The organism is Nostoc sp. FACHB-892 (genome assembly GCF_014698795.1).
GTDB lineage: Bacteria > Cyanobacteriota > Cyanobacteriia > Cyanobacteriales > Nostocaceae > Nostoc.
Genome location: NZ_JACJTR010000014.1, coordinates 1 through 26,872, shown reverse-complemented (window position 1 = coordinate 26,872; position 26,872 = coordinate 1). Strand labels below are relative to the sequence as shown.

The following is a 26,872-nucleotide window of genomic DNA, read 5'->3' as shown; positions in this document are numbered from 1 at the left end:
CTATGAGGTTTTATGGATATCCTCAATGAAGCATTTCTCAACCTACGAACAATTAAACTTCGACGGTTTTTAGGGTCGCTGCTCTACCCACTGCAACGAGATTGGTTAGAACGTCAGTTTCGTAAATCTCAAAGTTTAGAAGCTGTTGAAGAAACTGGAGTAATTCAGAGGGCTGAAGCAACTAAGAGAGGCGGACAATTCCACTTCAAACACATTGAATTAGAAATTTATTTTCTGAGCGCCGATTTAGTCCGAATTGAGTGGAAACCTGGGATATATCCCATTTCTTATGGCATCTCGCGTAAAAATTGGCCAGAGTTAGAGACGACGTTTCAAGAGATGGAAAAGGGCTGGACAATTTCTAGTCCCCAGCTAAAGGTTATTGTTGGCGTTGATGGTAGTTTGAAATTTGAAAATCCTTTAGGGCAGACACTAAGGGAAGAACTACCTCCCCAGCGACCAACAAAGCTATCACCCAAAGCAAAAGATGAGACTTGGCTACATCAGGCGAAACTACGTCCAGAGGAACATATTTATGGTTTGGGAGAAAGGGCGGCTCCTTTAAATCTCCGCACGTTTGGCGACAAAGGCGAAGCCAGAACCTACCGGATGTGGAACTATGATGCAGGTGGCATATATGGGCCAGGAACTGACCCATTATATCTCTGCATTCCAGTCTATTTAGGTCTGCATGAAGAAGGTAGTTACTTAATTTTCTATGAAAACTCTTTTCCTGCTAACTTTAGTTTCCAAGAATTAGCTACAGCCGAGTTTGAAAGCGGGGCGTTGCGCTATTACTTTACTGCTGGTACATTGCCTCAATTGTTGGAGCGATACACAGGATTAACAGGTCGCCCACCCCTAACACCCCGTTGGGCATTTGGCTATCATCAGTCACGTTGGGGGTATGAAAAAGAAGCGGCACTACGGGAAGCCGTAAAGGGGTTTGAGACACATGACATTCCAGTGAGTGCAATGCATCTAGATATAGACGTTCTAGATAATTTTCGTGCGTTTACCATTGACCCCGATCGCTTTCCCCACATTTCTGAGTTAGCCCAAGAATTGGCGGCGAAGGGAATACGGTTAATTACTATCATTAATCCTGGTATCAAAGCATCTCGAAAAAACAAACTTTTTGAGGAGGGACGCGCACAGGATGTATTTTGCAAACTCTCAAATGGTAAACCAGCGATCGCTCCGGTTTGGGCAGGTTTATGCGCTTTTCCTGACTTTACCAACCCCCAAGCCCGTCATTGGTGGAGCAGACAATATGAATATCTGCTTGATCTAGGTATCACGGGATTTTGGCATGATATGAATGAACCAGGGGTTTTTGTCCTTTGGGGCGACCCTTCACTACCGCCCCATTCAACTTGGCATTCGATGGAAGGTAGAGGTGGCGATCACCGCGAAGCTCATAATTTTTATGGATTACTTCAAGCTGAGGCTGGATACGAAGCCTTATCTGAGTACCAACCTGAACGACGACCTTTCATCGTTTCGCGCTCTGGTTGGGCAGGTTTGCAACGCTACGCCTGGACTTGGACGGGTGATATTGAAACTAGCTGGGAAGGATTACGCCAAACTATTCCCACAGTTTTAAACCTGGGATTATCAGGAATTCCCTACAGTGGTTCTGACATTGGTGGATTCAAGGGGAATCCCAGTGCAGAATTATACTTGCGTTGGTTTCAGATATCTTGCTTTATGGCATTTTGCCGCACCCATTCTGCCAACAACACCAAGCCTCGTACACCTTGGAGTTTTGGCGAACCAACCCTGAGTATTGTACGGGAGTTCTTGCAACTACGGTATCGTTTGATGCCCTATTTTTACACCTTAGCTTGGGAAGCAACTCAAACTGGACATCCTTTAGTGCGTCCTTTATTTTGGGCAGATACAGACAATCCTCAACTTTGGAGTATAGATGATGCCTTTTTGTTGGGCGATGCTCTTTTAGTTTGTGCGATCGCCGAAAAAGGCGCAACCTCACGAGCGATCGCATTACCTAAAGGACACTGGTATAACTTTTGGGATGATGCACTCTTAGAAGGAGGAAAGCAAGTCAACCTCAAAGCATCTCTTCAACAAATACCGCTATTGGTAAAAGCGGGAAGTATTTTACCAATGGAGGAAGATAATCAACTGATTCTCCATATTTACCCGTCCGCGTTGTTAAACAGTGAAGGTCAGGTTTACAGTGATGCGGGAGATGGCTATGGTGAATCGCGGTTGGATCGTTTTTACCTAACGCAGAATCAAGACTCCCTAGAACTAACTTGGAAGCCACAGGGAGATTATGCTTTTCCTTATGTGGGTGTGAAATTGCACCTCCACGGGTTTAAACCGCAACAAGTTTGGGTGGACGGCAATGAAGTTGTTAATCAAGGACAATGCTTGGATATAGAGCAGTTTGAGCAAGTTCGCTGGCAGGGAATGTTCACCAATTTTGAACATCGTAGTTAACTTGAATCAGCTTATGTTAAATTCTTTCTCTTTTATTTATCGTCGTTTTTATCGTCGCTGCTTGTATTTATTTCTGTCAGTTTTAGTAGCAGTTGGTATTGGTGTGGGTTCACCCCAAAAGACACAGGCAATTTCATTGTTTGATCTCTTGAATCAAGGAATCCAAATATTTCAGCTATCCACTATTTCTGATCGAGAAGAAGTTCAACTAGGCAAGCAGATTAATCAACAGTTAGTTAATAGTGAAATTAAGCTTTATCGCAATCAAAATGTGAATCGCTATGTCAATCAAATTGGTCAGAAATTGGCAGCAAATAGCACTCGCCCTGATATTCCTTATACATTTCAGGTAGTTCAAGATGAGAGTGTAAATGCCTTTACCACAATGGGAGGCTATGTCTATGTGACTACCGGATTGTTAAAAGCCGCAGATAATGAAGCTCAATTAGCCAGCGTTATCGCTCACGAAATTGGTCATATTGCTAGTCGGCATTCAATAGAACAGATGCGAGAAAGAGCGATCGCTCGTGGTTTTGCAACAGCAGCCGGATTAGAGCGTAGTACAGCAGTTCAGATTGGTGTGGATTTGGCATTGCGCCGTCCCAATAGTCGCCAAGATGAATTTGAAGCCGATCAAAGAGGACTAAGGACTTTAGGACGTGCTGGTTATGCTCAGTCTGCCATGATTGCTTTTATGCAAAAGTTACTCCAACAGCGATCGCTGCCGACATTTTTGAGTACTCATCCCGCAACAAGCGATCGTATTACTGCCTTAAGAAGTGAAATTAATTCTCAAAAAGCTTATAGAGGTGGCGGTTTAAATAATGCTGCTTATGAGGCAAAAATTCAACCTTTAAGTTAGTTACTAATAAAATTAAACAATTTTTACAGGAGGAAAAAACATGGCTTTGTACAAACTTGACGAATACAACCCCAACTACAACGATAAAATTTTTGAAGGTAATGACATTAAAAATTTTGATGTTTATGCCGATGATGACAGGGTTGGCTCTGTTGCCAATATATTAGTTGATGAAAATGATGGCCGTTTTCGGTATTTCATCATTGATACAGGCTTTTGGATTTTTGGTAAAAAAGTATTGCTGCCAGTGGGTTTAGCTCGTCTTGACTATGAGAATAAACATCTTTTTGTTCCTAAACTGACCAAAGAGCAAGTAAAAAATCTACCTGAGTTTAGTGAAGATTTAGCAATAGATAATGATTATGAAGAGAAAGTTAGAGGGGTTTACCGCCCTTTAGTGCCATCAGTAATGCCAGCTATGTTAGGTACTCCTGCTCTTTATAATTATACGCTAGAGCCTTACTTTTACGAACTGAACGATCCCAACTTCAGAACCTATGAAGAAAACCTGAGAAATGGGAGAAATCCAAACAGAGCAAAAATTTGACCAGAGGATGTATGAAAACTTTTCTTGCCAGTATCAAAAGTTTTATATCCCTCTAAACCCTCAAAAGAGAAACTTTGATTATTGATTCTGGTTTCCCCTTTTTAAGGGGAGCTATAGGGAATTTAAAAGTGCCTAAATTCACAACGAAATAAGAGACAAACCAGGGGGTACTATTATTACAAATAATTTAGCTTAATTAAATTACTAAAACAGTTAACTTTGTTTAATTTTCGAGATATATCAGTCCATGAACACTCAATTTATGCGTTCAAATATTTTACAATTGGGCTTAATTTCCGTATTGTTTTTGGGGATATTACCCTTTGGTTTTGCACCGGCTAAGGCGCAAACAACCTCAATTACAGGTAGGCTTTCAAAATACTCTCCTGTGAAAGCTCCTTTTCTTACACCTGGATCTCGTGGACAGCCTGTGAGAGATGTACAAGCTGTCCTGCAATCTTTAGGATTTTATAAAGGAGCTATTGATGGTATTTATGGCCCTAAAACCGCTAGTGCGGTAGCGGTCTTTCAGCAATCGCAAAGATTGGTTGGTGATGGTAGGGTAGGAGCGCTGACCTGGCAAGCTTTACGCACACCCGTGCGTCGTCGTTTCTAAGAATTTGAAAAGTCTATCTAATTTATTACTAGCCCTGGCGACTAGAAGTCGTGGCTAACAATATTAGTACAAATGAGCAAAAAATGAATAATAAAAGCCGCAATTTATCAACAGATACCAGTAACAAACAGCAGCCACAAAACACTTTAAACATCCCAGATGCACCCCAAGGTTGGGATAACTTGAAATGGCTAGGCCCTAGTTTTTTGTGGATGCTTTCGGCTGCGGGTTCTGGAGAGTTACTATTTACGCCAAGAATTGCCGCACTTTACGGTTACACCTTATTATGGGCGCTACTTGCTGCTGTGGTTTTGAAATGGTTTATTAATGGTGAAGTTGGCCGTTTTTCAGTTTGTACCGGTGCAACCATCCTAGAAGGTTTCAAACAACTTCCTGGCCCCAAAAACTGGGCAATCTGGCTAATTTTGCTACCGCAAGTAGTGGTAGCAATTTCTACCGTTGCTGGACTTTCAGGAGCCGCCGCTACAGCGCTAATTTTGGTTGCTGGAGGAAGTGTGCAACTATGGACAGTAATTATCATTGTTGTGACAGCTGCGATCGTACTTTTGGGGCAATACAACGTAGTGGAAAAGATTTCTTCTTATGTGGGGATTGCCCGTACTGTAGCAGTGGTAGCTGCGGCTATTTTCGTTTTCCCTAATGTTGGCAAATTAGCATCCGGGTTAGTACCGCAAATTCCCCAAGATGTGCAGTATCAAGAAATACTACCTTGGTTGGGTTTCATGTTGGCAGGAGCAGCCGGATTAATGTGGTATTCCTACTGGGTAGAAGCCAGAGGATATGGTGCAGCCAGTGTTAAAGGAAAAGAGAGCATAGACCCCAAGCAACTCAACCAGGAGCAAAAAAAGAAGCTGCGCGGTTGGCTAAATCTGATGACTATATCCAACACTTTAGCAGTGGTGGGTGCGCTTTTAGCGGCGTTGTCTTTCTTAATTCTTGGTGGTGAGTTGCTGCGTCCACAAGGACTTGTACCCAAAGAAAATCAAGTTGCACAAACTCTGGGTAGCTTGCTCGGCGACCTTTGGGGGCCATTTGGCTTTTGGTTTATGGTGGCGATTGTTTTTATTACCTTTTGTAGTACCGTACTATCGGTAGAAGACGGTTTTGGACGAATGTTTGCCGATGGTACGCAGATATTACTGCAAGGGTTTGGCGTGCGGGGACGCTGGACAAATGAAAAGTTTTTGCAGCGTGTCTATATTGTAGTGCTACTGGTAGCTTTGCCCATCGCTGTTTACCTGTTTTTCGGTGAACCTGTCGGTTTATTACAAACCGCAGGCGGAATTGAGGCTGCTCACATTCCTATCGTTACTGGACTGACTCTTTATTTAAATCATCGAATGTTGCCCAAGGAACTGCAACCATCAAAAATAATTTTTGCTGGAACAGCGATCGCTGGCATATTTTTTGGTGTATTTGCAATTATTTATCTGTTGCAACTACTTGGTATAATTGGCTCAAACAGCGCTTCAGGTTAATAAATATAGTGTGGAGAGCAGTTTCATCTTTCTGAATTCTAAATAGTTGCTATGCCGTATGACACTACCCAATTCACCCCTAGAACCAATTAGGCGACCAGTTAAAGAAGTAACTTCTCTCCCTTGGTTTGAACGACTAGCACGATTAGGATACGCAGCAAAAGGCGTCGTTTACTTTATCGTTGGGTTATTAGCAACCCAAGCAGCCATTGGTTCTGGTGGCCAAACCACGAATACAACTGGTGCGTTAAAGGCAATTGTTGTCCAACCTTTTGGAAAACTTTTGCTAAGTATCATTACCCTCGGAATTATTGGGTATGTACTTTGGCGTTTAGTTCAGACGTTCTTTGATCCTGAAAAAAGTGGAAAACCAATTAATGCTAAACGAATTGCCCAACGGATTGGCTATGCTATCAGTGCTTTAGGTTATACAGGTTTGGCTTTGACATCTGTAAAGCTGATTATGGGTTCAGTCGTTGGCGATAGCGGTTCAACTGAGGATTGGACAATATATATCTTGGCTCAACCCCTTGGGCGATGGCTAGTAGCACTGGCGGGAATGACGGTAGTTAGTGTTGGTCTTTCTTACCTTTATAAAGCGTACAAAGGCAAATTCCGTTACCATTTAAAACTTTCTCAAATGAGTCTAACTGAGCAAAATTGGGCAGTGCGTATGGGTAGATTTGGCATTGCTGCCCGTGGCATTGTTTTTGGCATTATTGGCATTTTCTTGATGCTGGCGGCAATTCAATCTGATGGCACTCAGGCTAGAGGGTTGGGTGGTGCATTAACGGTTCTGACACAACACCCCTTCGGTCTTTGGCTTCTGGGTGTAGTGGGTTTGGGTTTGATTGCTTATGGCATCTATTCAGGAATAGAGGCTCGCTATCGGCATATTGCTAATTTATAATTTTTAACGCGTTGGCGTAGCCTTCGTAAACATCGCTACTTTTTGCTGCACTTGTAAAGCTGGTATTTTGCCATTATTAATTGCTCGACTTTCTAACTAATCATCCTGGCTATCTTAGTATTTTATCCAAAATTACTAATATTTTTGCAAAAATACCATAGTTGAGAAGCTTTGTTATGACTGTTTCGACCAAACCCCTTTCTAATCGCATCGCTATAGTTTTCGATTTTGATGATACTCTGGTTCCAGATACCGTTGATGCTTTGTTAGAAAGCTTAGGTATTGATGCTCTGGAGTTTCGCCAAGAAAAAATTCGACCCTTAGTTGACAAAGGTTGGGATAAAATTTTAGCTCGATTTTATGCGCTAATTGAAGAGTCAAAACGACAAGGTAACAAAATTACACAAGAATATATTGCTAGGTTTGGTCAACAATTAGCTCCCTTTGATGGCGTTAAAAAAATGTTTTATCACTTGCAACAATGCGCTCACCAATTAAATCCAAAAGTAGAGGTAGAATTTTATTTAATAACTTGCGGGATGGTGGAAATTGCTCGTCATAACTGTATTGCTCCAAATTTTAAAGCAATGTGGGGTTGTGAATTTTCTTATGGCGATCGCAACGGTATAGAGTTTTTAAAGAAGATTGTCACTCACACAGAGAAAACTCGCTATCTTTTCCAAATTGCCAAAGGTTTTGATGATTACCAAGATGATGGTAAAACATTTGTATATCGAGATTTACCACCAGAGGAATTGCACATTCCACTGGCACAGGTGATTTATGTTGGTGATGGCGAGTCAGATATTCCCTGCTTTTCTCTAATGAATCAAGAACAGGGTATAGCGATCGCATTATATAAAAACAGTACTCCAGAAGAATGGGGACGAGAGTTAAAAATGACTCAAAGTCAACGGGTTGCTAACCTCGCGCCTGTTGACTATAGCGAAAATTCTGAACTGATGCAATCTCTAACACTGGCGGTAGAAGGTCTTTGCAAACGGATTGCTTTGCAGGAATTGAGTGTAGGTGAGTAGAACTGCTAAAAACAACCCACAGTCATCTTGCCAAAGCAACCACTCTCTAAAATTTATTGCCTATCGCGCTTCTCTTTAAGAGACGCGAACGCGAACGCGCACCACGTAAATCAGTATGGCTATGCCACGCTACGCGAACAGAAATCAAAAGCTTTGTTGAGTCAAATATGCAGATATACAGCATCCCTGGCTTAATTCCAGCCAGTCTGAGAATGTTTTACTCAGCACTATCATTTACATTTCAGTAATTAAAAAGACAGGAAAATGCAGAAACTTTGGTACAAAAATGCAATTTTTTACTCCTTGGATGTCGAGACATTCATGGATTCAGATGGCGATGGTATTGGCGATTTCCAAGGACTAACTAAGTGTCTAGATCATCTTTCTGGACTGGGAATTACCTGTTTATGGCTATTACCGTTTTATCCTTCTCCCAATCGAGATAACGGCTACGATGTCATGGACTACTACAACGTTGATCCCCGATTGGGGACACTGGGGGATTTTGTCGAGTTTATGCATCAAGCTAGCGATCGCGGTATTCGAGTTCTCGTTGATTTAGTAGTAAATCATACATCAATTCAGCATCCTTGGTTTCAGCAAGCGCGTTCAGATAAACACTCCAAGTATCACGATTACTATGTGTGGTCGGAAAATCCACCTAAAACCAAGCCAGAACAGATAATTTTTTCTGGCGTAGAGGATAGTCTTTGGGAATACGACGAACAAGCTGATGCTTACTATCTGCATCACTTTTACAAAGAGCAGCCTGATTTAAATATTGCTAATCCTGCGGTACGGGAAGAAATCTACAAAATTATGGGTTTTTGGCTGCAACTTGGTGTATCAGGGTTTCGCATTGATGCTGCGCCATTTTTAATTAATCCACTTGGCATCTCAGATTGTCCAGACTTGCAAACTTTCCTCAAAGATATGCGAGAGTTTATTACCTCGCGTCGGGGTGATGCAATTGTGTTTGCAGAAGCAAATGTAAGTTCTGAGAAAATACCTGTTTACTTTGGTAATGGCGATCGATGTCAGATGTTGTTTAATTTCTTACTCAACCAATATATGTTTTTAGCTCTGGCACGTAAAAATTCACAAACTTTACTTGACGGACTGAAATCGTTACCTGATATTCCTAACATCGGCCAATGGTTAAATTTTGTCCGCCATCATGACGAACTCAACCTGGACTTAATTAGCGATTCCGAACGCCAAGAAATTTTTCAGGCTTTCGCACCCGAAAAGAATATGCAAATTTTCGGCAGAGGCGTTCGTCGTCGTTTACCACCAATGTTAAGAGGCGAACGCCGTCGGATTGAACTTACATACAGTCTGCTATTCAGCTTACCTGGGACACCTCTGCTACGCTATGGCGAAGAAATTGGCATGGGTGAAGACCTTTCACTTGAGGGGAGAAATAGTGTCCGCACAGTCATGCAATGGTCAAATGCACCGAATGGCGGCTTTTCTACCGCTTCGTCGGATGTTCTTACCCGACCTGTGATTAAAGAAGGAGAGTATGGTTATAAACAGGTGAATGTAACAGACCAACAACGCGACCCCAACTCCTTAATCAATTGGATGGAACATATAATCCGTATTCGCAAGCAGTGTCCAGAGTTTGGTTGCGGTAACTGGCAAATTCTAGAAACTGATCAACCGTGTGTGTTTGCTCACTGCTGCGAGTCGGAAGGTGAGAGTGCGATCGCTTTACATAATCTAGGAGATCGTTCATGTACAGTCACGCTAAAATCTGATGAGTACAACTATTTAATTGATATATTTGGCGATTCCCAATACGAACCTCTGGACATTAATTTGCCTTCCATCCCAATAGAAGCATACGGCTATCGTTGGTTTCGCGTTAAGTAATTCAACAGCTTATACCAATTCTTCAAAATCAAGCAACAGACCCAACCTCGAAAAACCAGACTGAATCTGATTTTCTTAATTACGAATTGATATTATCCTTATGGCAAACATTGGATATCACGCTTCTCATGAGCAATTTAAACCGAGCGAACTGCTAAAATACGCGCAAATGGCAGAACAGGCAGGTTTTACTCATGCTCTCTCTTCTGACCATTTTCACCCTTGGAGTGAAAATCAAGGGCAAAGTGGTTTCGCTTGGTCTTGGTTGGGTGCAGCAATGCAAGCAACTCCAACACTTTCCTATCGGGTTGTCTGCGCTCCCGGACAACGGTATCATCCGGCGATAATTGCCCAAGCTGCGGCAACTTTAGCAGAAATGTTTCCCCAACGCTTTTGGCTGACTGTCGGTAGCGGTCAAGCACTTAACGAATATATTACTGGAGAACACTGGCCCGTAAAAAGCGATCGCAATGCTCGTCTCAAAGAATGTGTTGATGTTATCCGCGCACTTTGGGCAGGAGAAACTGTTACCCATCATGGTCTAATCTGTGTTGAAGAAGCAAAGCTTTATACACGTCCCCAAATACTACCTTTAATTATTGGCGCTGCTGTTACCGTTGAAACCGCAGAATGGTTGGGCAGTTGGGCAGACGGATTGATTACAACTTCGCGTTCTCCAGAGAAGTTAAAAAAGGTTGTAGATGCTTTCCGTAGAGGCGGAGGGGAAGGCAAGCCAATGATATTGAAAGTGCAGCTTTCCTATGAGCGTGACGAGCAAACAGCACTCCAAGAAGCTCATCAGCAATGGCGCAATAATATCTTTAAGAATATCGTGATGACAGAACTGCGATCGCCAGGACAGTTTGATGCAGTTGGGGAGTTTGTTCAGCCGAAAGAGTTATATGAACACGTTCGTATTTCAGCAGATCCTCAACAACACATCGAATGGTTAAAAAAAGATATTGAATTGGGATTTGATGAACTAATTTTGCACAACGTTAACCGGGAACAGCAGCAATTTATCGAAGTGTTTGGTGAGAAAGTTATTCCGGCTTTGGTATAGTAAAAAGCATGATCACTGCAATATGTGCGATCGCCTTAGCCATCATACATTTGTTTTCAGGTAAACTACAATTTATGAGAGCTAAACCGCGTAGTCGTTGGCTCTCATTTGGCAGTGGGGTATCTGTCGCTTATGTGTTCGTCCATATTTTGCCAGAACTGAGTAAAGCCCAAATAACACTCCAAAGCAGTTTAAATATTGGACTTGCTTTTTTAGAGCATCACGTTTATTTGGTGGCACTTTTAGGTTTAGCAGTGTTTTATGGCTTAGAACGATTTGCAAACAATTCGCGTCAACGCAATCAAAAAGCAGGGAAGGGAGATGTTACTGCTTTAGACGTTTTTTGGATACATATTGCTTCTTTTGCTGTTTATAACGCCTTAATTGGCTACTTGTTAGTACACCGAGAAGAATCAAGTATAAAGAGTTTATTGTTCTATTTTTTTGCGATGGCACTACATTTTGTAGTCAACGATAATGGTTTACGCGAAAACCACAAACAAATATATGATCAGATTGGGCGATGGTTGTTAGTAGCTGCGATCATTGTTGGTTGGGTAATTGGCATTGGCACGGTAATTCATCAGGCGGCTGTTGCGGTTCTCTTCGCCTTTTTATCGGGAGGTATTGTACTCAATGTCCTTAAAGAAGAACTACCAGAAGAGCGAGAAAGCCGCTTTTGGGCGTTTGCATTAGGTACGTTCGGCTATGCAATTCTTTTATTGGCTCTTTAATTATTAAATGTCACGTTGCCGAACCATATTAGTTAAAAAGTTCAGTAACAATAATGTAAAAATAACTATCACAAAAGATATCCAGTTAAATTCAATACTAAATCCTTTTGTGTTATTTATCCAACGGAAAATCCAGAAAGAATCATTACCGATAATAAATGAAGGAACTTCTAAGGTTTTCAATACTGGTATTAGTAAAAAGCTAGAAATCAGCACCAACGCCAAAGCCATAAAAGCGAGGTTTAACAAAGCTTTTACACCTGAACGCTTACGAGTTTTATCAGTTATAGCAAAAGGAAGTTCTCGGCAAGTCACACTAGGAGGTGCGTAAATTGCTATGCCTTCTTCTCTATCTTCGACTTGAATTGACTGCGGACAACGTAGTAATTGTACTGCTATCCAGATATCTCCAATTGCACCGCTTGTATTGAATGCAATTACCCAAATTAACCAGCTTGCTTGGGGAAAAATTGCTAACAGTAACAAACACGCAACATCAAGGACTATCAATGGTGCTAAACCAATGAAAATAAAAGCATTCCGGCGAAACAAGTCACCTGGTGAAGTGGCGTGAGCAAGGGGTAAGAAATACTTAAATTTAAATCCATAACGTGGCGAACCACCAAAGGCAGCAAACGCTATCCCATGCACCAATTCATGAACAATAATGGTGACAAAAGTAATGGCCAGTAAAATCACAAAAGTAAGAATTCCTCGCCAAGCTCCACCTCCAGCACTTTCTACACTAAAAATTACTGCTTGTTTATGAATGATGCTATAGTACCAGCTTGCACCTGCTGCTGCCAATATTAACAGCAATGAACCTAAAGTAGTCCAAATCAGTGATATTTCTGGAGTTAAGCGAAATACATAAATTGGCTCATTGCGAGTTGCTATATTCATAATTATTGCTCATTATTAATCCTTGCTTTCCAAATTAATAATATTTAGTGTTTATTTCATCACTCTACAGGTTTATCTAGCTTCAAAATCCTTATTTGAACGCTTCTTGTAGTTGTTCAGATGTCAAAGATTTTATTAAACTTAACGGTAGTGGTTGCTGACTAATTGTATTAACGTAATCTGGACTCAAGTAGGGAAGGTAACTTGACTGTTGGGCAACATACGTTTCAAAAAATGGAACACTCAAAGCTTTAACATAACGACGTGCCAAGGCAGGACTTGAACCGATTACCTGTGTAGGAACAGGTACGGCGGCATTTGGTGATTCTGCAATAGTAGAAAAGTGTGTGCCGCCATTGATAAGTGCTAAATATTTATTTTGAGTTGTTAGCCAAGTAAAAGGCTCAATTTGCTCTGTTAAAGCTGGAGCAACAGTATCAGAACTACCAGATACAATCATTACCGGAATTTTGATTTGGCTGAGACTAGCTTTTCCAAAAATACTGCTATTAACTGGATTAATAGCGATTGCTGCTTTTATCCTGGGGTCAGATAAGTTGTATTGAGCGTTTGGTAAATTGACTGCCAAACATTGAAGTAGAAGCGAAACATTTAACGTATTTTCCAAAGCTGGACAGTCGGCTTTCAGTTGCTCAAAATTAATCTTTGCACCTGCCAATGCTAATGCCGTATATCCACCAAATGATTGCCCAACTACACCAACTTGTTCTAAATTTAAGCGTCCCCTAAATGTTGAATTAGACTTTGATAAACGAGTGAGTTCATCTAGTAAAAACTTAATATCTAAAGGTCTGTTAATTAGCTCTCTAGGATTGGTAACTCTATTTGCTATACCTGCTAATAATGCTTGTATTTGTTGTGAATTACTGCCGGGATGTTCTGGAACAGCAACCACAAAACCATAAGAAGCCAGATGTTCGGCTAAATACGCGAAACTTGTTCTGTCGGAACCAAGTCCGTGCGAAATGACAATTATCGGACGAGGAGTTTGAGCAATTGGAAGGTAAATATCAGCAGGAAATCTCCTCTGACGCAAAAGGTCATTAAGTGTGATAGTTTGCTTTAAGAAACCAAAACTTCCCTTTTGTCCTAAGTTCATTAATGGAATAGTATTAAGTGGAGAAACTGTATTTACCTCTTGTTGGGATTGTTGGTTAATGAGTGCTATTGCATTTTGAGTTTGATTGACTAAATTCTGCAATGACTCTGCAATTGCCAAACTCTGGTTCAAGTTAATTGAAATTGCACTTGCCGGAAACTTGCTTAATACATTTAAAAGCGTAAAATCTTTTTTATCTGCGGCTGACAAAATCAATGCTGCACGAATTGCATAAAACCCTGACAAGTTAGATTCTGTCTGAATAACTTTACCTAAGTTTTTTAATAATCGTTCGCCAATGGGTGTATAAAGAAACTGCGAAACTTCTACTTGATTTAGGGGAATGCGAGTTAGTAAGACTTTCCGCAGTTGAGCTAGTTGCTTTTTGTCTAGATACTTTCTATATGCAGCTAAATTATCGTCTACTTTGCCTGTTCTAGCATAGGTTTCGAGTGAACTAATTGGGATAGACCTTTCTAAAATACCGTAATTAAATTTTATCCTCTCTGCACCTAAAGCGGGATAAGCAGTTAATGTAGGCAGCAACCCTATACTAAAAATTCTCAAAGCAAATTTCAGCCAAACAGTTTGTTTCTTTATAGTTTTAGTCATTATATATCACTTGAAATACTATATTAGGCAACGATGAAATTAGCGGATAATAAAATTTCATAGAGATTAATATCCCTTTCAACTAAACAGGCATGACCGCTATGAGGTAAAGTTATTGTCTGAGAATTAGAAAAAATATTATTTAAATGTTAAATAGTTGAGGAAATTTTTCTAAGATTTTGAGCGCCAAACAACCACCAAATGATTCCCCACAAAGATAAACAGGCGAACACGGTACTTTTTCTAGTTCTATCTTGGTTAAAGATACTACTTCTTGTGTCATTTGATCCCAACTTGTTAGCTCATGAGGAGGAATTACAAAGCAACGTACATCAAAAGCAGCTTCTAAACCTGCTGTTTGAATATACATCAATTCCTTTCCAGTCTCATCCATTCCTGGTAGAAATACTAAAAGTGGATAATTAGGGTTAGAAAACTGGGTAGTTAACAAATAAGGCTGACTACAAATTTTAGATGGCATGATTAAACTAATATTGATAATGAAAGCTACACCTGTGGAAAGTCATCAACTAATCTAAATATGATTAAACTAACTTTGAATCAATCCTACTTATTTTTCTAATTTCTTGTGTATTAATATCATTAGCTGCTTGCAAACACTCCTGCTCAGTTTGACTGATTAAACGTAAATTGAGTAAACTGGCAACCCACCCAGCCGTCAATCCCTGGAGCAAAACTGTCATCATTATTGTTAAAAATACCAAGGCTTTAATTGAATCGCCGCCATTAATACCCTGTTTTGTAAGTGAAACTGCAAATAATGAAGCTAAAGAAGCAGCTACAATTCCACGAGGAGCAACCCAAGATAAAAATAACTGCTGTTGCCAGTTTAAATCTTGATTCCAGGTAGATATTAAAATGTTAATAGGACGTATTATCAGCATCAGCACTAGAACTGCCAGAACACTACCCCAACCCAAAGCGAAAATACTTGCAATTGATAAGTCTGCTGCTAATAGAATGAACAAAACCGAATTGGCTAAAATGCTCAACTGTTCATTAAACCCACGCAATAAAAGCTCCGAAGGCAGGTTACTAGCTCTTAAAAATATCCCCATAACCACAGCGACTACTAGACCAGACTCACCACGTAGCGCCTGTGCCAAACTAAATAAACCCCAGACACTAGCTAAAACAACTAAATTTTTTAACTCTTGGGATAAGAATTGATCCTGTTTGAGAAGTTGGGATAGCAACCAGCCTCCGCCTACACCAATAATTATGCCTAGACCCAAACGCAAAACTAGACCCTTAATTAAAATGAGAGGCTCCACATTTCCACTCAACACAAAATGAAGCACAATCACAGCCAAAATTGCACCAATTGGATCGATAAAAACCCCCTCTCCTTCTAAAAGTGTTGAAACTTGTTTTTCTACATTAATTTGTTTGAGGAGCGGATTAATAACTGTTGGCCCTGTCACAACTACTAAAGAAGCGTAAAGAAAAGCAATTGGCCAAGGAAATTCACTTAGCCAGTGTGCTGCAATAGCTGCACCAGTTAAGGTAATTAGTACTCCCAAAGTGACAAGATTGCGAAGGCTAGTAGAAACTTCTTTTAACTCTCCTAACTGTAAATTTAAACCACCCTCGAATAAAATCACCGTTACTAACAGCGAAACCAGAACTTCTAAACCAACACCCAATAATGATGGATCTAAAAAATCAAAACCATCTCGCCCCAGAAGAATCCCGAACAGAAGTAGCAAGACGATACTAGGAATGTGAAAATAACCAGCTAAAACTTGAGCAGCAATACCAGCTACAACCGTTACACTTATCAAAATAGTAATAGGCAAAGATTCTTCCATAAAAATTTAAGTCGTGCTGTACAACCTCCTATAATTAAAAACTATCAGCAAGTAGGAAAACTTGCTAATGTCAATAAAGAATTGTCGAGGGAACGACAACGCGTAGACGCAAAGCGGCTTGCCGTCAGGCATCGCCCACCTACCGAATAATGGCATCGGTTGGTTCTTTAATTTTTGGTTCTGGTACGTTATCTAAGTGAATATCTCCGATTCCGTGAAAAACAACCGCTTTCATGGTGAGTACTCCTAATTCATGAGGTTTACATTTCAAACAAAAATGAGTAGCTTGTGTTTTGAACTACCACAAAACACGAGAAAATATTTATGCAATAGAGCAAGAAATCTAGTATCGAAATTTTTTTGACGGATAGCTTCAACAGACAATTGAGCTTATATTTGGCTACATGACATACGCACTTAGAAAGTATGGTATCAATATTGCTATGGTTTCTTATCGTCCTCTAGAAGGAGATAAATTGTGGATAGCAATGTCAAGCAAAGAAACTGGAAGCAATAGCAAACTTTTTAACAGATGATGGTTAATAGCGATCGCTACTAATCCATGTTGCTACTTAGTAAAATCGACACGATTGTTCTATAGTGCGAGTCTCTTCGAGTTGCACCATTATCAGAACAGCTGGCGCATGGCCTACTATTCCAGATAAGTGACCGAGCAGCAAAAAGTATTACGTTCAGTAATCCGATTATTGAAAAAGTACAAATTAGTGATTATTGGGGATAGGGAATTTCACAACGTAGAGCTAGCGCATTGGCTCCACAAACAGAACAAGAGCTTTGTATTTCGTCAAAAAAAGGACACTACCTTTTGTGAGAAAGGACAAAAATTTCAGCCTTTAGGTGGCATTGAGATTTATCCTGGTGTTCGTCAGTTTTACACCAATGTTAATTTCACTCAAAAACGAGGTTTTGGTCACTTTAACAGCGAGGTTTCAGGGCTATGAAGCTTATACAGCAAGCACTTTAAATTGCTTGTCGCCCCTTGAACACATTTACGGTGAATTAACTTACACTTGTACCAAGCTTCCTTGCAATGCGGATTTTCAATAGCTCTTTGACAGCTGATCGACAACAAAATCACTACACTCGATTTAGCCTATAACTTTAGTCAAGGCAGATTTAGTTCTGTTTAGATTTTCTTTACAAATCAGTTCTTAGAAAACATTTGAACATCATGATGCTCGAACTGCGGCTAAAAAATAGTTTTTGGTTATCACAGCTACAATCCTCAGATGCGATCGCGTATGTTGACCATCTCAACGATCCGACTATTCACCAAACAACTGAAAATATTCCCTACCCTTACACCAGAGAACACGCACTACATTGGATTCAACGCCATACAGACATCACTAATCAATACGGAAAACCACATCTATTAGCAATCCGCAATCCACAAGGGCAATTGATTGGCTCAATCGGTATTGGTGAGATTGATGAGAGACATCCTCATGTTGCCGAGCTTGGTTACTGGCTTGCCTCCTCGTATTGGGGACAGGGAATCATGACACAAACCGTTCAGGTTTTCCTCCACTATGCTTTCATAGAACTCGGTTTACTTCGTCTTTGGACACGAGTATTTGAGTTTAATTGGGGATCGCGTCGAGTTCTAGAGAAGAATGGCTTTAAGCTAGAAGGCATTCAACGTCAGCACTTATACCGTGACGGCAAGTTGATTGATGATTATTTATATGGATTACTGAAAACAGATTTAAACTGATCAGGATAAGTGCCACCTCATCAATCTCCCGCAAGGGCGATGTGATGCGATCGCACATCAAAGTATAAGCCAATACGTGACATTTCTCGATCAGCGACAATACCAGAAGTGGATATGCAGTAAATGTTGGGTGAGGCTGGGAAAAGGGTAAGGGATTTTAAATCTTTTCCCCTTCCCCCTCTGTGTACCTTCGTTAAATACTCTGCGATCGCCTAATCCTTCAAATGACGTTGAGACAAATTCGTGTCATCAAGTTAAACCCTTACCCACTTTAGCCTGGCAACTATTGGTGTTGATATAGCTTGTAAGTTCCCTATGCTACTTTTACACTTAATGCTCTTTGAGTGGAAGCTTTATATCCTCAATGACATTAATTTGGCACAGCGACAAATAAAAAGTCACTGTACAAAATTTCTATTGGATAAAATGCAATGCACTACTTAATTTATTAACTGTACCTCACTAGACCAGCAAACGCCATAACATCAGTTTTTTACAGTCCCATAGCCCTAAAAAACTTAACTTAGTATTTTTAATTTCAAGATAAACTAAATTTAAGCAAAAGAATTATTAAATATACTTATGATTTTATATATTGTCAAATTGAATTATTGATGGATTTGTATGCGCTTACCAATGATTATTAGTGCCGGGCTGTTGCTATTCTTAGGTTTGAGCCTACCAGTAATGTCCCAAAGTTCCATAGAAATAGCACAATCCCCAGCGAGTCAGAACTTGAATTTGAGGCGATTACAATTTAATCGCAATTTATGGACTTGAGCGCTTTTTTAGAATGTCTTTTGGATTCCTAAAATTAGCACGTTCTGGCACAGGTATGAATTCGTGCCATTGCTCACTAAATAGTTAATACACAATCACAGGTAGGTAGAGGCAAATGGCAGATTTGTTTTTTTCCGAGTATGTAGAGGGCAGCAGTAACAACAAAGCTCTTGAAATTTACAACAGCACTGGGGCTGCAATCAACTTATCGGCAGAAGGCTACGTTGTGCAGATGTATTTCAATGGCAATACTGCTCCTGCTACGACAATCAACTTGACAGGTACAGTAGCAAATGGGGATGTATTTGTCCTTGCTCAAAGTCTTGCTAATGCGACGATTATCGCTCAGGCAGATCAAACCAGTAGCGCTTCCTGGTACAACGGTGACGATGCGATTGTCCTACGCAAGGGTGGAACCAGTGGTACCATCGTTGATGTAATCGGTCAGATTGGTGTTGATCCAGGGACTGAGTGGGGTACAGGACTAACTAGTACAGCAGATAACACACTGCGCCGCAAGAGTAGCATCACAATGGGTGATACCAACTCTGATGATGTATTTGAACCAAGTGTACAATGGCTTGGGTTTGGTACAGATACCTTTGACGGATTGGGAAGCTACACAACTGATGGCAGTAATACTGCTGGGGTGACAATCACCCAATCTGGCGGCAGCACAGATGTCAACGAAGCAGGTGAAACTACTGACACCTACACGATCGCACTAAATACCGTGCCGACTGGTGCTGTAAACATTGCGATCGCAGCAGACGAAGAAACCCAAATCAGTAGCGATGGTATAAACTTCTTCAATTCAGTAACACTGTCCTTAAGCAACACTACTTCTCAAACAGTGACTGTTAGGGCAGTTAATGATGCGGACATGGAAGGTTCTCCCCATAACGGTGTAATTACCCACTCGATTACCAGTAGTGCTGACCCTGCCTACTCCAACACCTCTACACCAATTCCAAATCTCAACGTTAATGTAACCGATAACGACGTTGCCCTCATGCTAACGCCAATCTACACTATTCAAGGATCTGGTGACGCTAGCCCTTTTGCTGGCAACAATACATTCTACACCACTGAAGGTGTAGTGGTCGGAGATTTTCAGGGTAGTACGGGTCTGAACGGTTTCTACATCCAAGACCCCACAGGGGACGGCAACTCAGCAACTTCAGATGGCATCTTTGTTTTTGCCCCTTCAAGCATTGATGTCAACGTGGGTGATGTTGTACAAGTTACAGGAAAAGTTTCTGAATCCTTCAATCAGACGCAAATCGATAGCCCCACCAGTTTAAACGTGGTGGGTTCAGGTACAGTTGCCCCCACTGTAGTAGATTTACCTCTAGCAACCGGAACAAGCCTGGAACGCTACGAGGGAACGCTGGTCACCTTCCCAGAAACTTTAACCGTCACCGAAAACTTCAACTTGGCTCGTTTTGGTGAGGTCGTACTATCGGCTGAGGGACGGTTGTTTAATCCCACGAACTTCATCGATCCGACTGACATCCCCTCCTCTGAAACAGAAAATGATGAAAACAACGTAGCTGCTGTCACGATTCAGCAGAATATCAACAACAGCCGTCGAATTCTAGTGGATGATGGTAGCAATACTCAAAATCCGACGACTATCCCCTATCTCAATGCCAATAACACCTTGCGGACAGGTGATACAACCACGAACCTGACTGGTGTGCTTGGCTACGGATTCAACAATTATCGGCTTCAGCCAACGGTTACACCTGTATTTAACCAGACTAATCCCCGCACCTCTGCACCAGAAAACGTTGGGGGTAATATTAAAGTTGCTAGCTTCAATGTATTGAATTACTTCAATGGAGATGGTGCGGGGGGCGGATTCCCTACATCTCGCGGCGCAGATTCTGCCATTGAGTTTGAGCGACAAAATGCCAAGATTGTTAGTGCGATCGCAGCGCTTAATGCTGATGTCGTTGGTTTAATTGAAATTGAAAATGATGGTGATGATGCCAATTCAGCGATCGCTAATTTAGTCAATAGTCTCAACGATAACATCGGCGCTAAAGTCTACGATTATATTCGTGACCCAGCTACAGGGGTCGGGACTGACGAAATCAAAACAGCGTTTATTTATAAATCAGGTGTCGTTACCCCAGTTGGTGCATCCCTGAGCGATACTGATGCCGTTTACAATCGCCTACCTGTAGCGCAGACTTTTATCCTTAACTCCAATGGTGAAACTTTCACACCCGTGATCAACCACTTCAAATCTAAGGGTGGAACAGGCACGGGTTTAGATGCAGACCAAGGTGATGGGCAAGGTGCTTTCAACTTCACCCGCGTTCAGCAGGCAGAAGCACTGCTTGGATTTGTTAATGAGCTGAAAGTCTCAACAGGTGATAGCGATGTGCTGGTCATTGGTGACTTGAATGCTTATGGTGAAGAAGACCCAATTGATGTTCTACGAAATGGCGGTTTAATCGATGAAATTGACAAATTTGTAGATAATCCCTACTCATTTGTCTTTGATGGACAGTCAGGCTACCTGGATCATGCCCTTGCCACGTCTAGCCTGGATACTCAAGTATCGGATGTGACCGAGTGGCATATTAACGCTGACGAACCGAGAATTTTAGATTACAACCTTGAATTTAAAGGATCTGGAGCCTCACCTGACCTCTACACAGAAACACCCTACCGCTCGTCCGACCATGACCCAATTCTAGTTGGGATTAATTTGTCTAGCACCCTTACCGTAATCAACGGGGGCAATGGCAACAACCCGATTAATGGCACCTCCGGCAGAGATGAACTCAACGGCGGTAATGCTAACGATACCTTAAATGGGGGCAATGGCAACGATATCCTCAACGGGAATAACGGCAATGACATCCTTAACGGGGGCATTAGCAACGATATCCTAGTGGGTGCTAATGGTGATGACCTACTCAATGGTGGCCAAGGCAATGACAGCCTGACTGGTAGCAGGGGTAGCGATCGCTTTGTGTTAGCAGTGGATACAGGCATTGACACCATCACCGACTTTCAAGATAGTCAAGACTTGCTCGGCTTGTCAGGAAATCTGTTATTTGGGCAGTTGACGATTACCCAAGGCACAGGTGTGGATGCTAGCAACACCCTAATTAGGCTGACAAGTAATGATGGACTGCTAGCGGTTCTAAGTGGAGTGCAGTCTAGCACTATCACTGCTGCTGATTTTGTAACGATTTAAGGGATTGACGCAATAATGGTAAATTAATGTTTTTAGAAGGCAGGAGACAGGACAGTGCGGCTTGGTTTACAAAGTTTTTATCTGTTGAGGTAAACAGTCTTTGAGCAGTTCTTGAGGAGGAGTTATTGGGCAATAACTCCTTTTCAAGAGGATCTTGGGTTAGGCACTTACCAATAATAAAATGCTATAAGCCTAGCTTTCGCCTGAAGGGCGAAAGCGCCAAAGATATAGTCGTTTAGCCACAATATCCCTGATACGGCAGGACAATTTTAAACTTATTCTAACTAAAAGTTAATCTTTGATTACTTACATTTTGCTTTTTTTATAAAAGGGAAAGGCAAGCTCAACTTGCCTTTCCCCGCGGCTATGCAATTATGATTAATTAAAGAATAATGTCGCTTGTAGGATTTCCTGCTGCCACAAATAGTGTTGGCGCTCCTGTAAGCTGAATCTCAAAGTCAGCGCCCAAATTGCCATCGGTGTTAGCTGCAAGAATACCTGCTACATATCTAACTTGACCAACTGCGGAGAATGCGGCAGTACTGATGAAAGTGAAGGCTTGGTTCCCTTCTGAAGAGGGGTTGGCATCAATAGTAGATAAATCGATTTGATCACCTAGCGAGGCATTGTTTCCGTTTCCAACAAAGTCAGTGATAACATCGCTTGATGATGCACCAGGTTGACTCTCAAGAACTAAGTCAAAATCGAAAATATCGTTACCTGCTCCTCCAGTGAGGCGATCAGTCCCATTTCCACCCGATAATTGGTTATTTTGGTTGTCGCCAACAATATTGTCATTTGCATTTGTGCCGATGACATCATCAAAGTCGACTACTGTAAATGGCAATGTTCCCAAACCAGGAACGTTATTGGCAACCAAACTTCGGGTTTCCAAGTTAACAGTGATAGATACCCCAGCCACAGATTCGGATGCATCTATGATATTGTTGGCAACACCCCCATTAGCAATAATGTTTTCTACTCTCAAGAGCGTGTCTAACCCCAACCCCGCAGGTTTTCTAACGCTTCCAACACCTGACAAGATAATCCTTTGAGGTGTACCTCTATAGATTACGGTATCAAAGCCGTCTCCGCCATCAATTATGTCGTCACCCTCACTGAAAATGAAGGTATCACTACTGCCATCAGCACCCCCGATGAGGGAATCCCTGCCAGAACCCCCATTGAGAATATCGCTACTAGCACCCCCATCAAGCGTATCGTTTCCCCTATTGCCGTTCAGGATATCGCTGTCACCACCCCCATTTAGGCTATCATTGCCTTCACCCCCATTGAGAACATCGACGTTGCCATTGCCGTTTAGGATATCGTTGCCGCCATTGCCGTTCAAGATATCGTTGTCATCACCCCCATTTAGGGCAGGGCGAAAGATAGATGGGGTACCGTTAATGGTATTGTTGTCATCAAAATCACTACCGTTAATAATTGCCATAATCAGCAGAGGGTTGTTAAATGAGGTTACTAGGATCACATCAGCCCAAAACCCAACTTTTTTGTGAAAACTCAAAACTTTTACAAAACTTTACAGACGTAAATTTCAAACCACTATAGACTTCTTGCAGAAGTGAGGAAAGGGATGGAATTTCCTCAAACCCAGTAATATGCAAATATGCACCCCAACATCTGGGCACTTGTTACTTTTACGAGATGTCTTATGATTGCTATCCCTGCCAATCAACAAACTCTCTCTACTCGTTCCAATCAATCAAAACCCTTTCAACACAAGCAATCCCCCAGTGCGGAAACTTCACCAGCAGCTTTTTAACGACAATCTGCTTTCGCCGACTGATCCTGCCAGCATTACTTGTAAATACTCGAAGCCTGTATTTTCTCTTAGAATCCCTGCCATTTTAAGCTTCTCCATCCTCAGAGATCAGACTTTTAACCTAATAGCGATGGCGGAACGCGTGCCGTAGGTGATCGCTCCACTCGACCATTTTTCAGTATTTAGAGTGGGTGTAAAACCTTACCCCTGCATCGGAACTATAAATTCATGTCCATGATTAGCAAAACTCAGCTTCCACAAATAGGTTTGAGTTTCTCCTTGTTTGAAATCACCGAAATAAGTAATTCTATAACCCTCCGACATACGAGGAATTAGTGGGGAGCTAACTTGGTCAAAAATTTCTTTGGTAAATGTGGTGATTAAAAATTGTAGTCAGAGTAAGTTACCCATGAATATGAAGAAATAGGGAATAACCACTGGCAGCAAAAATAAAAAGGATAGCCGCAGGAAAAATTACTACATCCCTGACAATAAATAAAATCCAATCTTTTCTTAGTTCTTGTTTAAACTTCAGTTCTCGCAGTTTTCGCTCAAGTTCTACATCTTCTTCTGACTGCAAATTTTCAGGTGAGGTAATTAGTGGATTGTCGCCTTTGTGGGCAATTATTTTTGATAAATCTGTCATAGTGTTTAGATAGCAATAATTTCACAGTGTTGGAGACCATTTATAAAGTAAATCTTTAGACGGCTAGACGACGTAACATAATACGAGTCATAACGGCATATATGGCAGCTTCACTCATTTCAGTCAGACGTTCGTAATCTTTACTCAAACGATGGTACAGGTTTTACCAACCGAATGTTCTTTCTACTACCCAACGCTTGGGTAAAACTTCAAATTCTTTATCAGTACGACGCATGACCTCAACATGAGCTTGAATCATCAACCAAACAGCCAGCGCAAACTTATCGCCGTCATACCCCGAGTCAACCCACATGACTTCAACTTTTTCCAATAATTCTGGGCGTTCTTCTACCAGTTCCATCAAGGCATACGCTGCAAGCACTCTTTCAGGAGGATTGCCTTTGCTCACAATCACTTTGAGCAAATAGCCCAAGGCTATCAACGATTGTTTGGCGTTTTCTTCCTTTGACTAACTTGCCACCATCAAAGCCGTAGACATCTCACGCCAGTTGCTTCAAGTCGGCAGAGCCGCCCAACGCACTGGCTCCCTTTTTTCAGTCGTTTTTACCGACTGACTATCTACTGCGATGCCTACGGCGAGCTTCTCTACGAGACGCTCCGCGAACGCTAACGCACTTGGTTGTGTTGACCTACCTAATTTTATGCGAACTTGATCACGCAGTGTATGGTTTAATTTTTCCCAAACTCCCTTGCGTTGCCATTTACGGTAATAGCTGTATACCGTTGAGCTTGGCGGAAAGTCTCGCCTGTTGCATATTCCATTGGCATCCAGTTTTCAAATGATAATAGATGGCATTGCATATTTCACGCATATCTGTTGTGCGTGGATGCCCTCCTTCTTTAGCTGGTGGAATCAAGGGAGCCAAGATTTCCCACTCCATATCAGTTAAATCTGTAGGGTAAGACTTTCGCGCCATATCGACTATCTATGTAAATACACTGCACATGAAGTATTTTATCGTTATCAGAACTTCTTTCTGCTGGTTTTTAGATTTACTTTATAAATAGCCTCTTACCCGGAAGTTCCTCTTGATAATAATCAGGCCGAACGCTCACTTCGTTTGGCTGTGACAAAACGTAAAGTTAGTGGCGGCTCCCGTTCGATGGACAGGTTTAAACACACTGCACATCTTTTGACGGTGGTGCAAACCTGCCGTCGTCAAAGCCGATCTGTGATTGATTTTTTTGCACAAGCACTGCTGGCTAATTCCAATAATTATCTGTCTATCCCATCCCTGCTTCCTAAATATTAGACCTGAATCCTTACCCATGAACTAAGACAAAAGTTGATATAGAATTCCTCCTTGTAGATGTGATCTGAAAATCAAGCTCGTCTGTTCTCTCTTGTTCTCTCTTGAAATGGGTCAGTTCGCTGTGTATCCGCCATCGATCACTAAGGATTGTCCAGTGATAGCGATCATTTCTTCACAGTCGTTTAGTTTTTGGATCAGCATAAGTTTAGGCTTGCAATTACACAATCGGATCAAGTTCAGGATCTGTGAATTTTGGAGGAGAAAGGGTCACTGATTATTTCTGCTGAAGAAAGTCCAGCAACACGGGATTGACCTGATCAGCGTGAGTCCAGTTGATCGCGTGTGGTCCATCAGGAATGACAACCAGTTGACTGTTTTTAATCAGTTTTGGAAGTCTTGCTGCGGTGGACTCCAGTGGCAGAATGCGATCGCTATCTCCATGAATAATCAGAGTCGGCACATCAATGCGGGGCAGATCATCGCGGAAATCGGTGAGCCAGGAGGGTACACAGTCCAAAGTCCCTTTAGCAGAAGCCCCTACTGCCACATTCCAACTGGCTTGGATCGCTTCATTGCTGATGCGTTGGCGTAGCCTCTCGGAACGAGAATCGCCAAGCAATACATCAACATTGAAGAACTCTTTGAAAAAGGCAGAGAAATAAGCTGGACGATCGTCAACAATCGCTTTCATAATGCCATCGAAAACGCTTTGATCAACACCCTCTGGATTGTCGTCTGTCTTTAACAGAAACGGTGGAACGGGAGCCATCAGCACGGCTTTCTGCACCCGCTCTGAGCCGTATTTGCCAAGATAACGTGTGACTTCACCTGTTCCCATTGAGAAACCGACCAGCACGGTATTTTGCAAGTCAAGCTTGGTCATCAATGTGTTCAAATCGGCGGCGAAGGTATCGTAGTCATAGCCAGATGAGGGCTGACTGGAGTTGCCAAATCCTCGGCGATCGTAGGTAATTACTCGATATCCTGCATTCAGTAAAACTAAAACCTGCTTCTCCCAGGAATGTCCGTTCAATGGAAATCCATGAATCAGTACAATCGGTTGTCCTGTCCCAAGATCTTCGTAGTAGAGATCGATGGTTGCAGAGTTTTCTTGACCAACGGTAATGTAATACCAATTTAATGTGAAGCTACATATAATAAGGAGAAACAAACTCGGTAAGTGAGCATACCCATGAGTCGCCCATTTAAGATTGAGATCGCCGAGAGCGAAGAGGAACTAAAAAAACGCCTACAAACAACGTCTTTGGGAAACCAGAAAGAAAAGTTACAGATGTTGTGGTGGCTGGCGAGTGGGCAAGTCAAGGAACAACAAGAAATAGGGCAACGTT

General features: G+C 41.7%; 19 protein-coding genes and 3 pseudogenes. 14 read left to right on the top strand and 8 right to left on the bottom strand.

The features are described 5' to 3' along the window. Nucleotides 1-12: 12 nt before the first annotated feature. The 10 genes from H6G96_RS19175 (at nucleotide 13) to H6G96_RS19130 (ending at nucleotide 11,615) form a co-directional block, all read left to right on the top strand. A complete protein-coding gene (locus tag H6G96_RS19175) occupies nucleotides 13-2,469 on the top strand; it encodes a glycoside hydrolase family 31 protein (RefSeq protein ID WP_190912922.1) in 2,457 nt (818 codons plus the stop codon). Nucleotides 2,470-2,482: 13 nt separating this feature from the next. After that, nucleotides 2,483-3,331, top strand: coding sequence for a M48 family metallopeptidase (locus H6G96_RS19170; RefSeq protein WP_190912921.1), 849 nt, complete (start codon nucleotides 2,483-2,485; stop codon nucleotides 3,329-3,331). A 40-nt stretch (nucleotides 3,332-3,371) separates the two neighbouring features. Beyond that, on the top strand, nucleotides 3,372-3,878 hold the full coding sequence (locus tag H6G96_RS19165) for a PRC-barrel domain-containing protein (RefSeq protein WP_190912920.1): 507 nt from the start codon (nucleotides 3,372-3,374) through the stop codon (nucleotides 3,876-3,878). A gap of 262 nt (nucleotides 3,879-4,140) precedes the next feature. Further along, nucleotides 4,141-4,494, top strand: coding sequence for a peptidoglycan-binding domain-containing protein (locus H6G96_RS19160; RefSeq protein ID WP_242063328.1), 354 nt, complete (start codon nucleotides 4,141-4,143; stop codon nucleotides 4,492-4,494). An 83-nt stretch (nucleotides 4,495-4,577) separates the two neighbouring features. After that, a complete protein-coding gene (locus H6G96_RS19155; protein WP_190912918.1) occupies nucleotides 4,578-5,993 on the top strand; it encodes an Nramp family divalent metal transporter in 1,416 nt (471 codons plus the stop codon). A gap of 58 nt (nucleotides 5,994-6,051) precedes the next feature. Continuing rightward, nucleotides 6,052-6,903, top strand: a complete 852-nt coding sequence (locus H6G96_RS19150) for a DUF1206 domain-containing protein (protein ID WP_190912917.1) — start codon at nucleotides 6,052-6,054, stop codon at nucleotides 6,901-6,903. Between the two features lie 176 nt (nucleotides 6,904-7,079). Further along, the gene (locus H6G96_RS19145; RefSeq protein ID WP_190912916.1) at nucleotides 7,080-7,940 is read left to right on the top strand and encodes an HAD hydrolase-like protein; all 861 of its coding nucleotides are present in this window, start codon (nucleotides 7,080-7,082) and stop codon (nucleotides 7,938-7,940) included. A 264-nt stretch (nucleotides 7,941-8,204) separates the two neighbouring features. Then, complete coding sequence (locus H6G96_RS19140; protein ID WP_190912915.1) at nucleotides 8,205-9,818, top strand: alpha-amylase family protein; 1,614 nt, start codon at nucleotides 8,205-8,207, stop codon at nucleotides 9,816-9,818. An 85-nt stretch (nucleotides 9,819-9,903) separates the two neighbouring features. Continuing rightward, nucleotides 9,904-10,881 carry a TIGR03885 family FMN-dependent LLM class oxidoreductase gene (locus H6G96_RS19135; protein WP_347242253.1) on the top strand — a complete coding sequence of 326 codons (978 nt, stop codon included), beginning with the start codon at nucleotides 9,904-9,906 and terminating at the stop codon, nucleotides 10,879-10,881. Between the two features lie 8 nt (nucleotides 10,882-10,889). Further along, nucleotides 10,890-11,615, top strand: a complete 726-nt coding sequence (locus H6G96_RS19130; RefSeq protein ID WP_190912913.1) for a hypothetical protein — start codon at nucleotides 10,890-10,892, stop codon at nucleotides 11,613-11,615. A 3-nt stretch (nucleotides 11,616-11,618) separates the two neighbouring features. Here the strand turns inward: H6G96_RS19130 and H6G96_RS19125 are convergent, their stop codons facing one another. From H6G96_RS19125 to H6G96_RS19110, 4 genes and pseudogenes are all read right to left on the bottom strand, one after another. Then, entirely contained in the window at nucleotides 11,619-12,518 is a 900-nt protein-coding gene (locus H6G96_RS19125; RefSeq protein ID WP_190912912.1) for a DUF3267 domain-containing protein, read from the bottom strand. 91 nt (nucleotides 12,519-12,609) lie between these two features. Next, nucleotides 12,610-14,250 carry an alpha/beta hydrolase gene (locus H6G96_RS19120; RefSeq protein ID WP_190912911.1) on the bottom strand — a complete coding sequence of 547 codons (1,641 nt, stop codon included), beginning with the start codon at nucleotides 14,248-14,250 and terminating at the stop codon, nucleotides 12,610-12,612. Between the two features lie 142 nt (nucleotides 14,251-14,392). Beyond that, a complete protein-coding gene (locus H6G96_RS19115; RefSeq protein ID WP_242063327.1) occupies nucleotides 14,393-14,731 on the bottom strand; it encodes a hypothetical protein in 339 nt (112 codons plus the stop codon). A gap of 181 nt (nucleotides 14,732-14,912) precedes the next feature. Further along, nucleotides 14,913-16,082: pseudogene (locus tag H6G96_RS19110) on the bottom strand (sodium:proton antiporter); the annotation flags it as partial. Nucleotides 16,083-16,789: 707 nt separating this feature from the next. On the opposite strand from H6G96_RS19110, the gene H6G96_RS19100 reads away from it, so the two are divergent. From H6G96_RS19100 to H6G96_RS19090, 3 genes are all read left to right on the top strand, one after another. Next, nucleotides 16,790-17,044 (top strand): hypothetical protein, encoded by a 255-nt coding sequence (locus H6G96_RS19100; RefSeq protein ID WP_190912909.1) that lies wholly within the window; start codon nucleotides 16,790-16,792, stop codon nucleotides 17,042-17,044. Between the two features lie 230 nt (nucleotides 17,045-17,274). Then, entirely contained in the window at nucleotides 17,275-17,820 is a 546-nt protein-coding gene (locus H6G96_RS19095; protein WP_190912908.1) for a GNAT family N-acetyltransferase, read from the top strand. Nucleotides 17,821-18,715: 895 nt separating this feature from the next. Continuing rightward, on the top strand, nucleotides 18,716-21,817 hold the full coding sequence (locus H6G96_RS19090; RefSeq protein ID WP_190912907.1) for an ExeM/NucH family extracellular endonuclease: 3,102 nt from the start codon (nucleotides 18,716-18,718) through the stop codon (nucleotides 21,815-21,817). Between the two features lie 382 nt (nucleotides 21,818-22,199). Here the strand turns inward: H6G96_RS19090 and H6G96_RS19085 are convergent, their stop codons facing one another. The 3 genes and pseudogenes from H6G96_RS19085 to H6G96_RS19075 all read right to left on the bottom strand — a co-directional run bounded on the left by H6G96_RS19085 (nucleotide 22,200) and on the right by H6G96_RS19075 (nucleotide 25,187). Then, the gene (locus tag H6G96_RS19085) at nucleotides 22,200-23,345 is read right to left on the bottom strand and encodes a calcium-binding protein (RefSeq protein ID WP_190912906.1); all 1,146 of its coding nucleotides are present in this window, start codon (nucleotides 23,343-23,345) and stop codon (nucleotides 22,200-22,202) included. 661 nt (nucleotides 23,346-24,006) lie between these two features. Further along, entirely contained in the window at nucleotides 24,007-24,249 is a 243-nt protein-coding gene (locus H6G96_RS19080; protein WP_190912905.1) for a hypothetical protein, read from the bottom strand. A gap of 55 nt (nucleotides 24,250-24,304) precedes the next feature. Beyond that, nucleotides 24,305-25,187 (bottom strand): annotated as a pseudogene (locus H6G96_RS19075) (IS5 family transposase). A gap of 96 nt (nucleotides 25,188-25,283) precedes the next feature. Between H6G96_RS19075 and H6G96_RS19070 the strand changes: the two are divergent. Next, a pseudogene (locus tag H6G96_RS19070) lies at nucleotides 25,284-25,523 on the top strand (transposase); the annotation flags it as partial. Nucleotides 25,524-25,797: 274 nt separating this feature from the next. On the opposite strand, the gene H6G96_RS19065 reads toward H6G96_RS19070, so the two are convergent. Further along, a complete protein-coding gene (locus H6G96_RS19065) occupies nucleotides 25,798-26,694 on the bottom strand; it encodes an alpha/beta hydrolase (protein ID WP_199339619.1) in 897 nt (298 codons plus the stop codon). Between the last annotated feature and the right edge of the window lie 178 nt (nucleotides 26,695-26,872).

Excerpts from the sequence above, each read along its gene's own strand:
- H6G96_RS19175 (WP_190912922.1), top strand. The coding sequence starts at position 13 with ATGGATATCCTCAATGAAGCATTTCTCAACCTACGAACAATTAAACTT.
- H6G96_RS19170 (WP_190912921.1), top strand. The coding sequence starts at position 2,483 with ATGTTAAATTCTTTCTCTTTTATTTATCGTCGTTTTTATCGTCGCTGC.
- H6G96_RS19165 (WP_190912920.1), top strand. The coding sequence starts at position 3,372 with ATGGCTTTGTACAAACTTGACGAATACAACCCCAACTACAACGATAAA.
- H6G96_RS19160 (WP_242063328.1), top strand. The coding sequence starts at position 4,141 with ATGCGTTCAAATATTTTACAATTGGGCTTAATTTCCGTATTGTTTTTG.
- H6G96_RS19155 (WP_190912918.1), top strand. The coding sequence starts at position 4,578 with ATGAATAATAAAAGCCGCAATTTATCAACAGATACCAGTAACAAACAG.
- H6G96_RS19150 (WP_190912917.1), top strand. The coding sequence starts at position 6,052 with ATGACACTACCCAATTCACCCCTAGAACCAATTAGGCGACCAGTTAAA.
- H6G96_RS19145 (WP_190912916.1), top strand. The coding sequence starts at position 7,080 with ATGACTGTTTCGACCAAACCCCTTTCTAATCGCATCGCTATAGTTTTC.
- H6G96_RS19140 (WP_190912915.1), top strand. The coding sequence starts at position 8,205 with ATGCAGAAACTTTGGTACAAAAATGCAATTTTTTACTCCTTGGATGTC.
- H6G96_RS19130 (WP_190912913.1), top strand. The coding sequence starts at position 10,890 with ATGATCACTGCAATATGTGCGATCGCCTTAGCCATCATACATTTGTTT.
- H6G96_RS19125 (WP_190912912.1), bottom strand. The coding sequence starts at position 12,518 with ATGAATATAGCAACTCGCAATGAGCCAATTTATGTATTTCGCTTAACT.
- H6G96_RS19120 (WP_190912911.1), bottom strand. The coding sequence starts at position 14,250 with ATGACTAAAACTATAAAGAAACAAACTGTTTGGCTGAAATTTGCTTTG.
- H6G96_RS19115 (WP_242063327.1), bottom strand. The coding sequence starts at position 14,731 with ATGCCATCTAAAATTTGTAGTCAGCCTTATTTGTTAACTACCCAGTTT.
- H6G96_RS19095 (WP_190912908.1), top strand. The coding sequence starts at position 17,275 with ATGATGCTCGAACTGCGGCTAAAAAATAGTTTTTGGTTATCACAGCTA.
- H6G96_RS19090 (WP_190912907.1), top strand. The coding sequence starts at position 18,716 with ATGGCAGATTTGTTTTTTTCCGAGTATGTAGAGGGCAGCAGTAACAAC.
- H6G96_RS19080 (WP_190912905.1), bottom strand. The coding sequence starts at position 24,249 with ATGACAGATTTATCAAAAATAATTGCCCACAAAGGCGACAATCCACTA.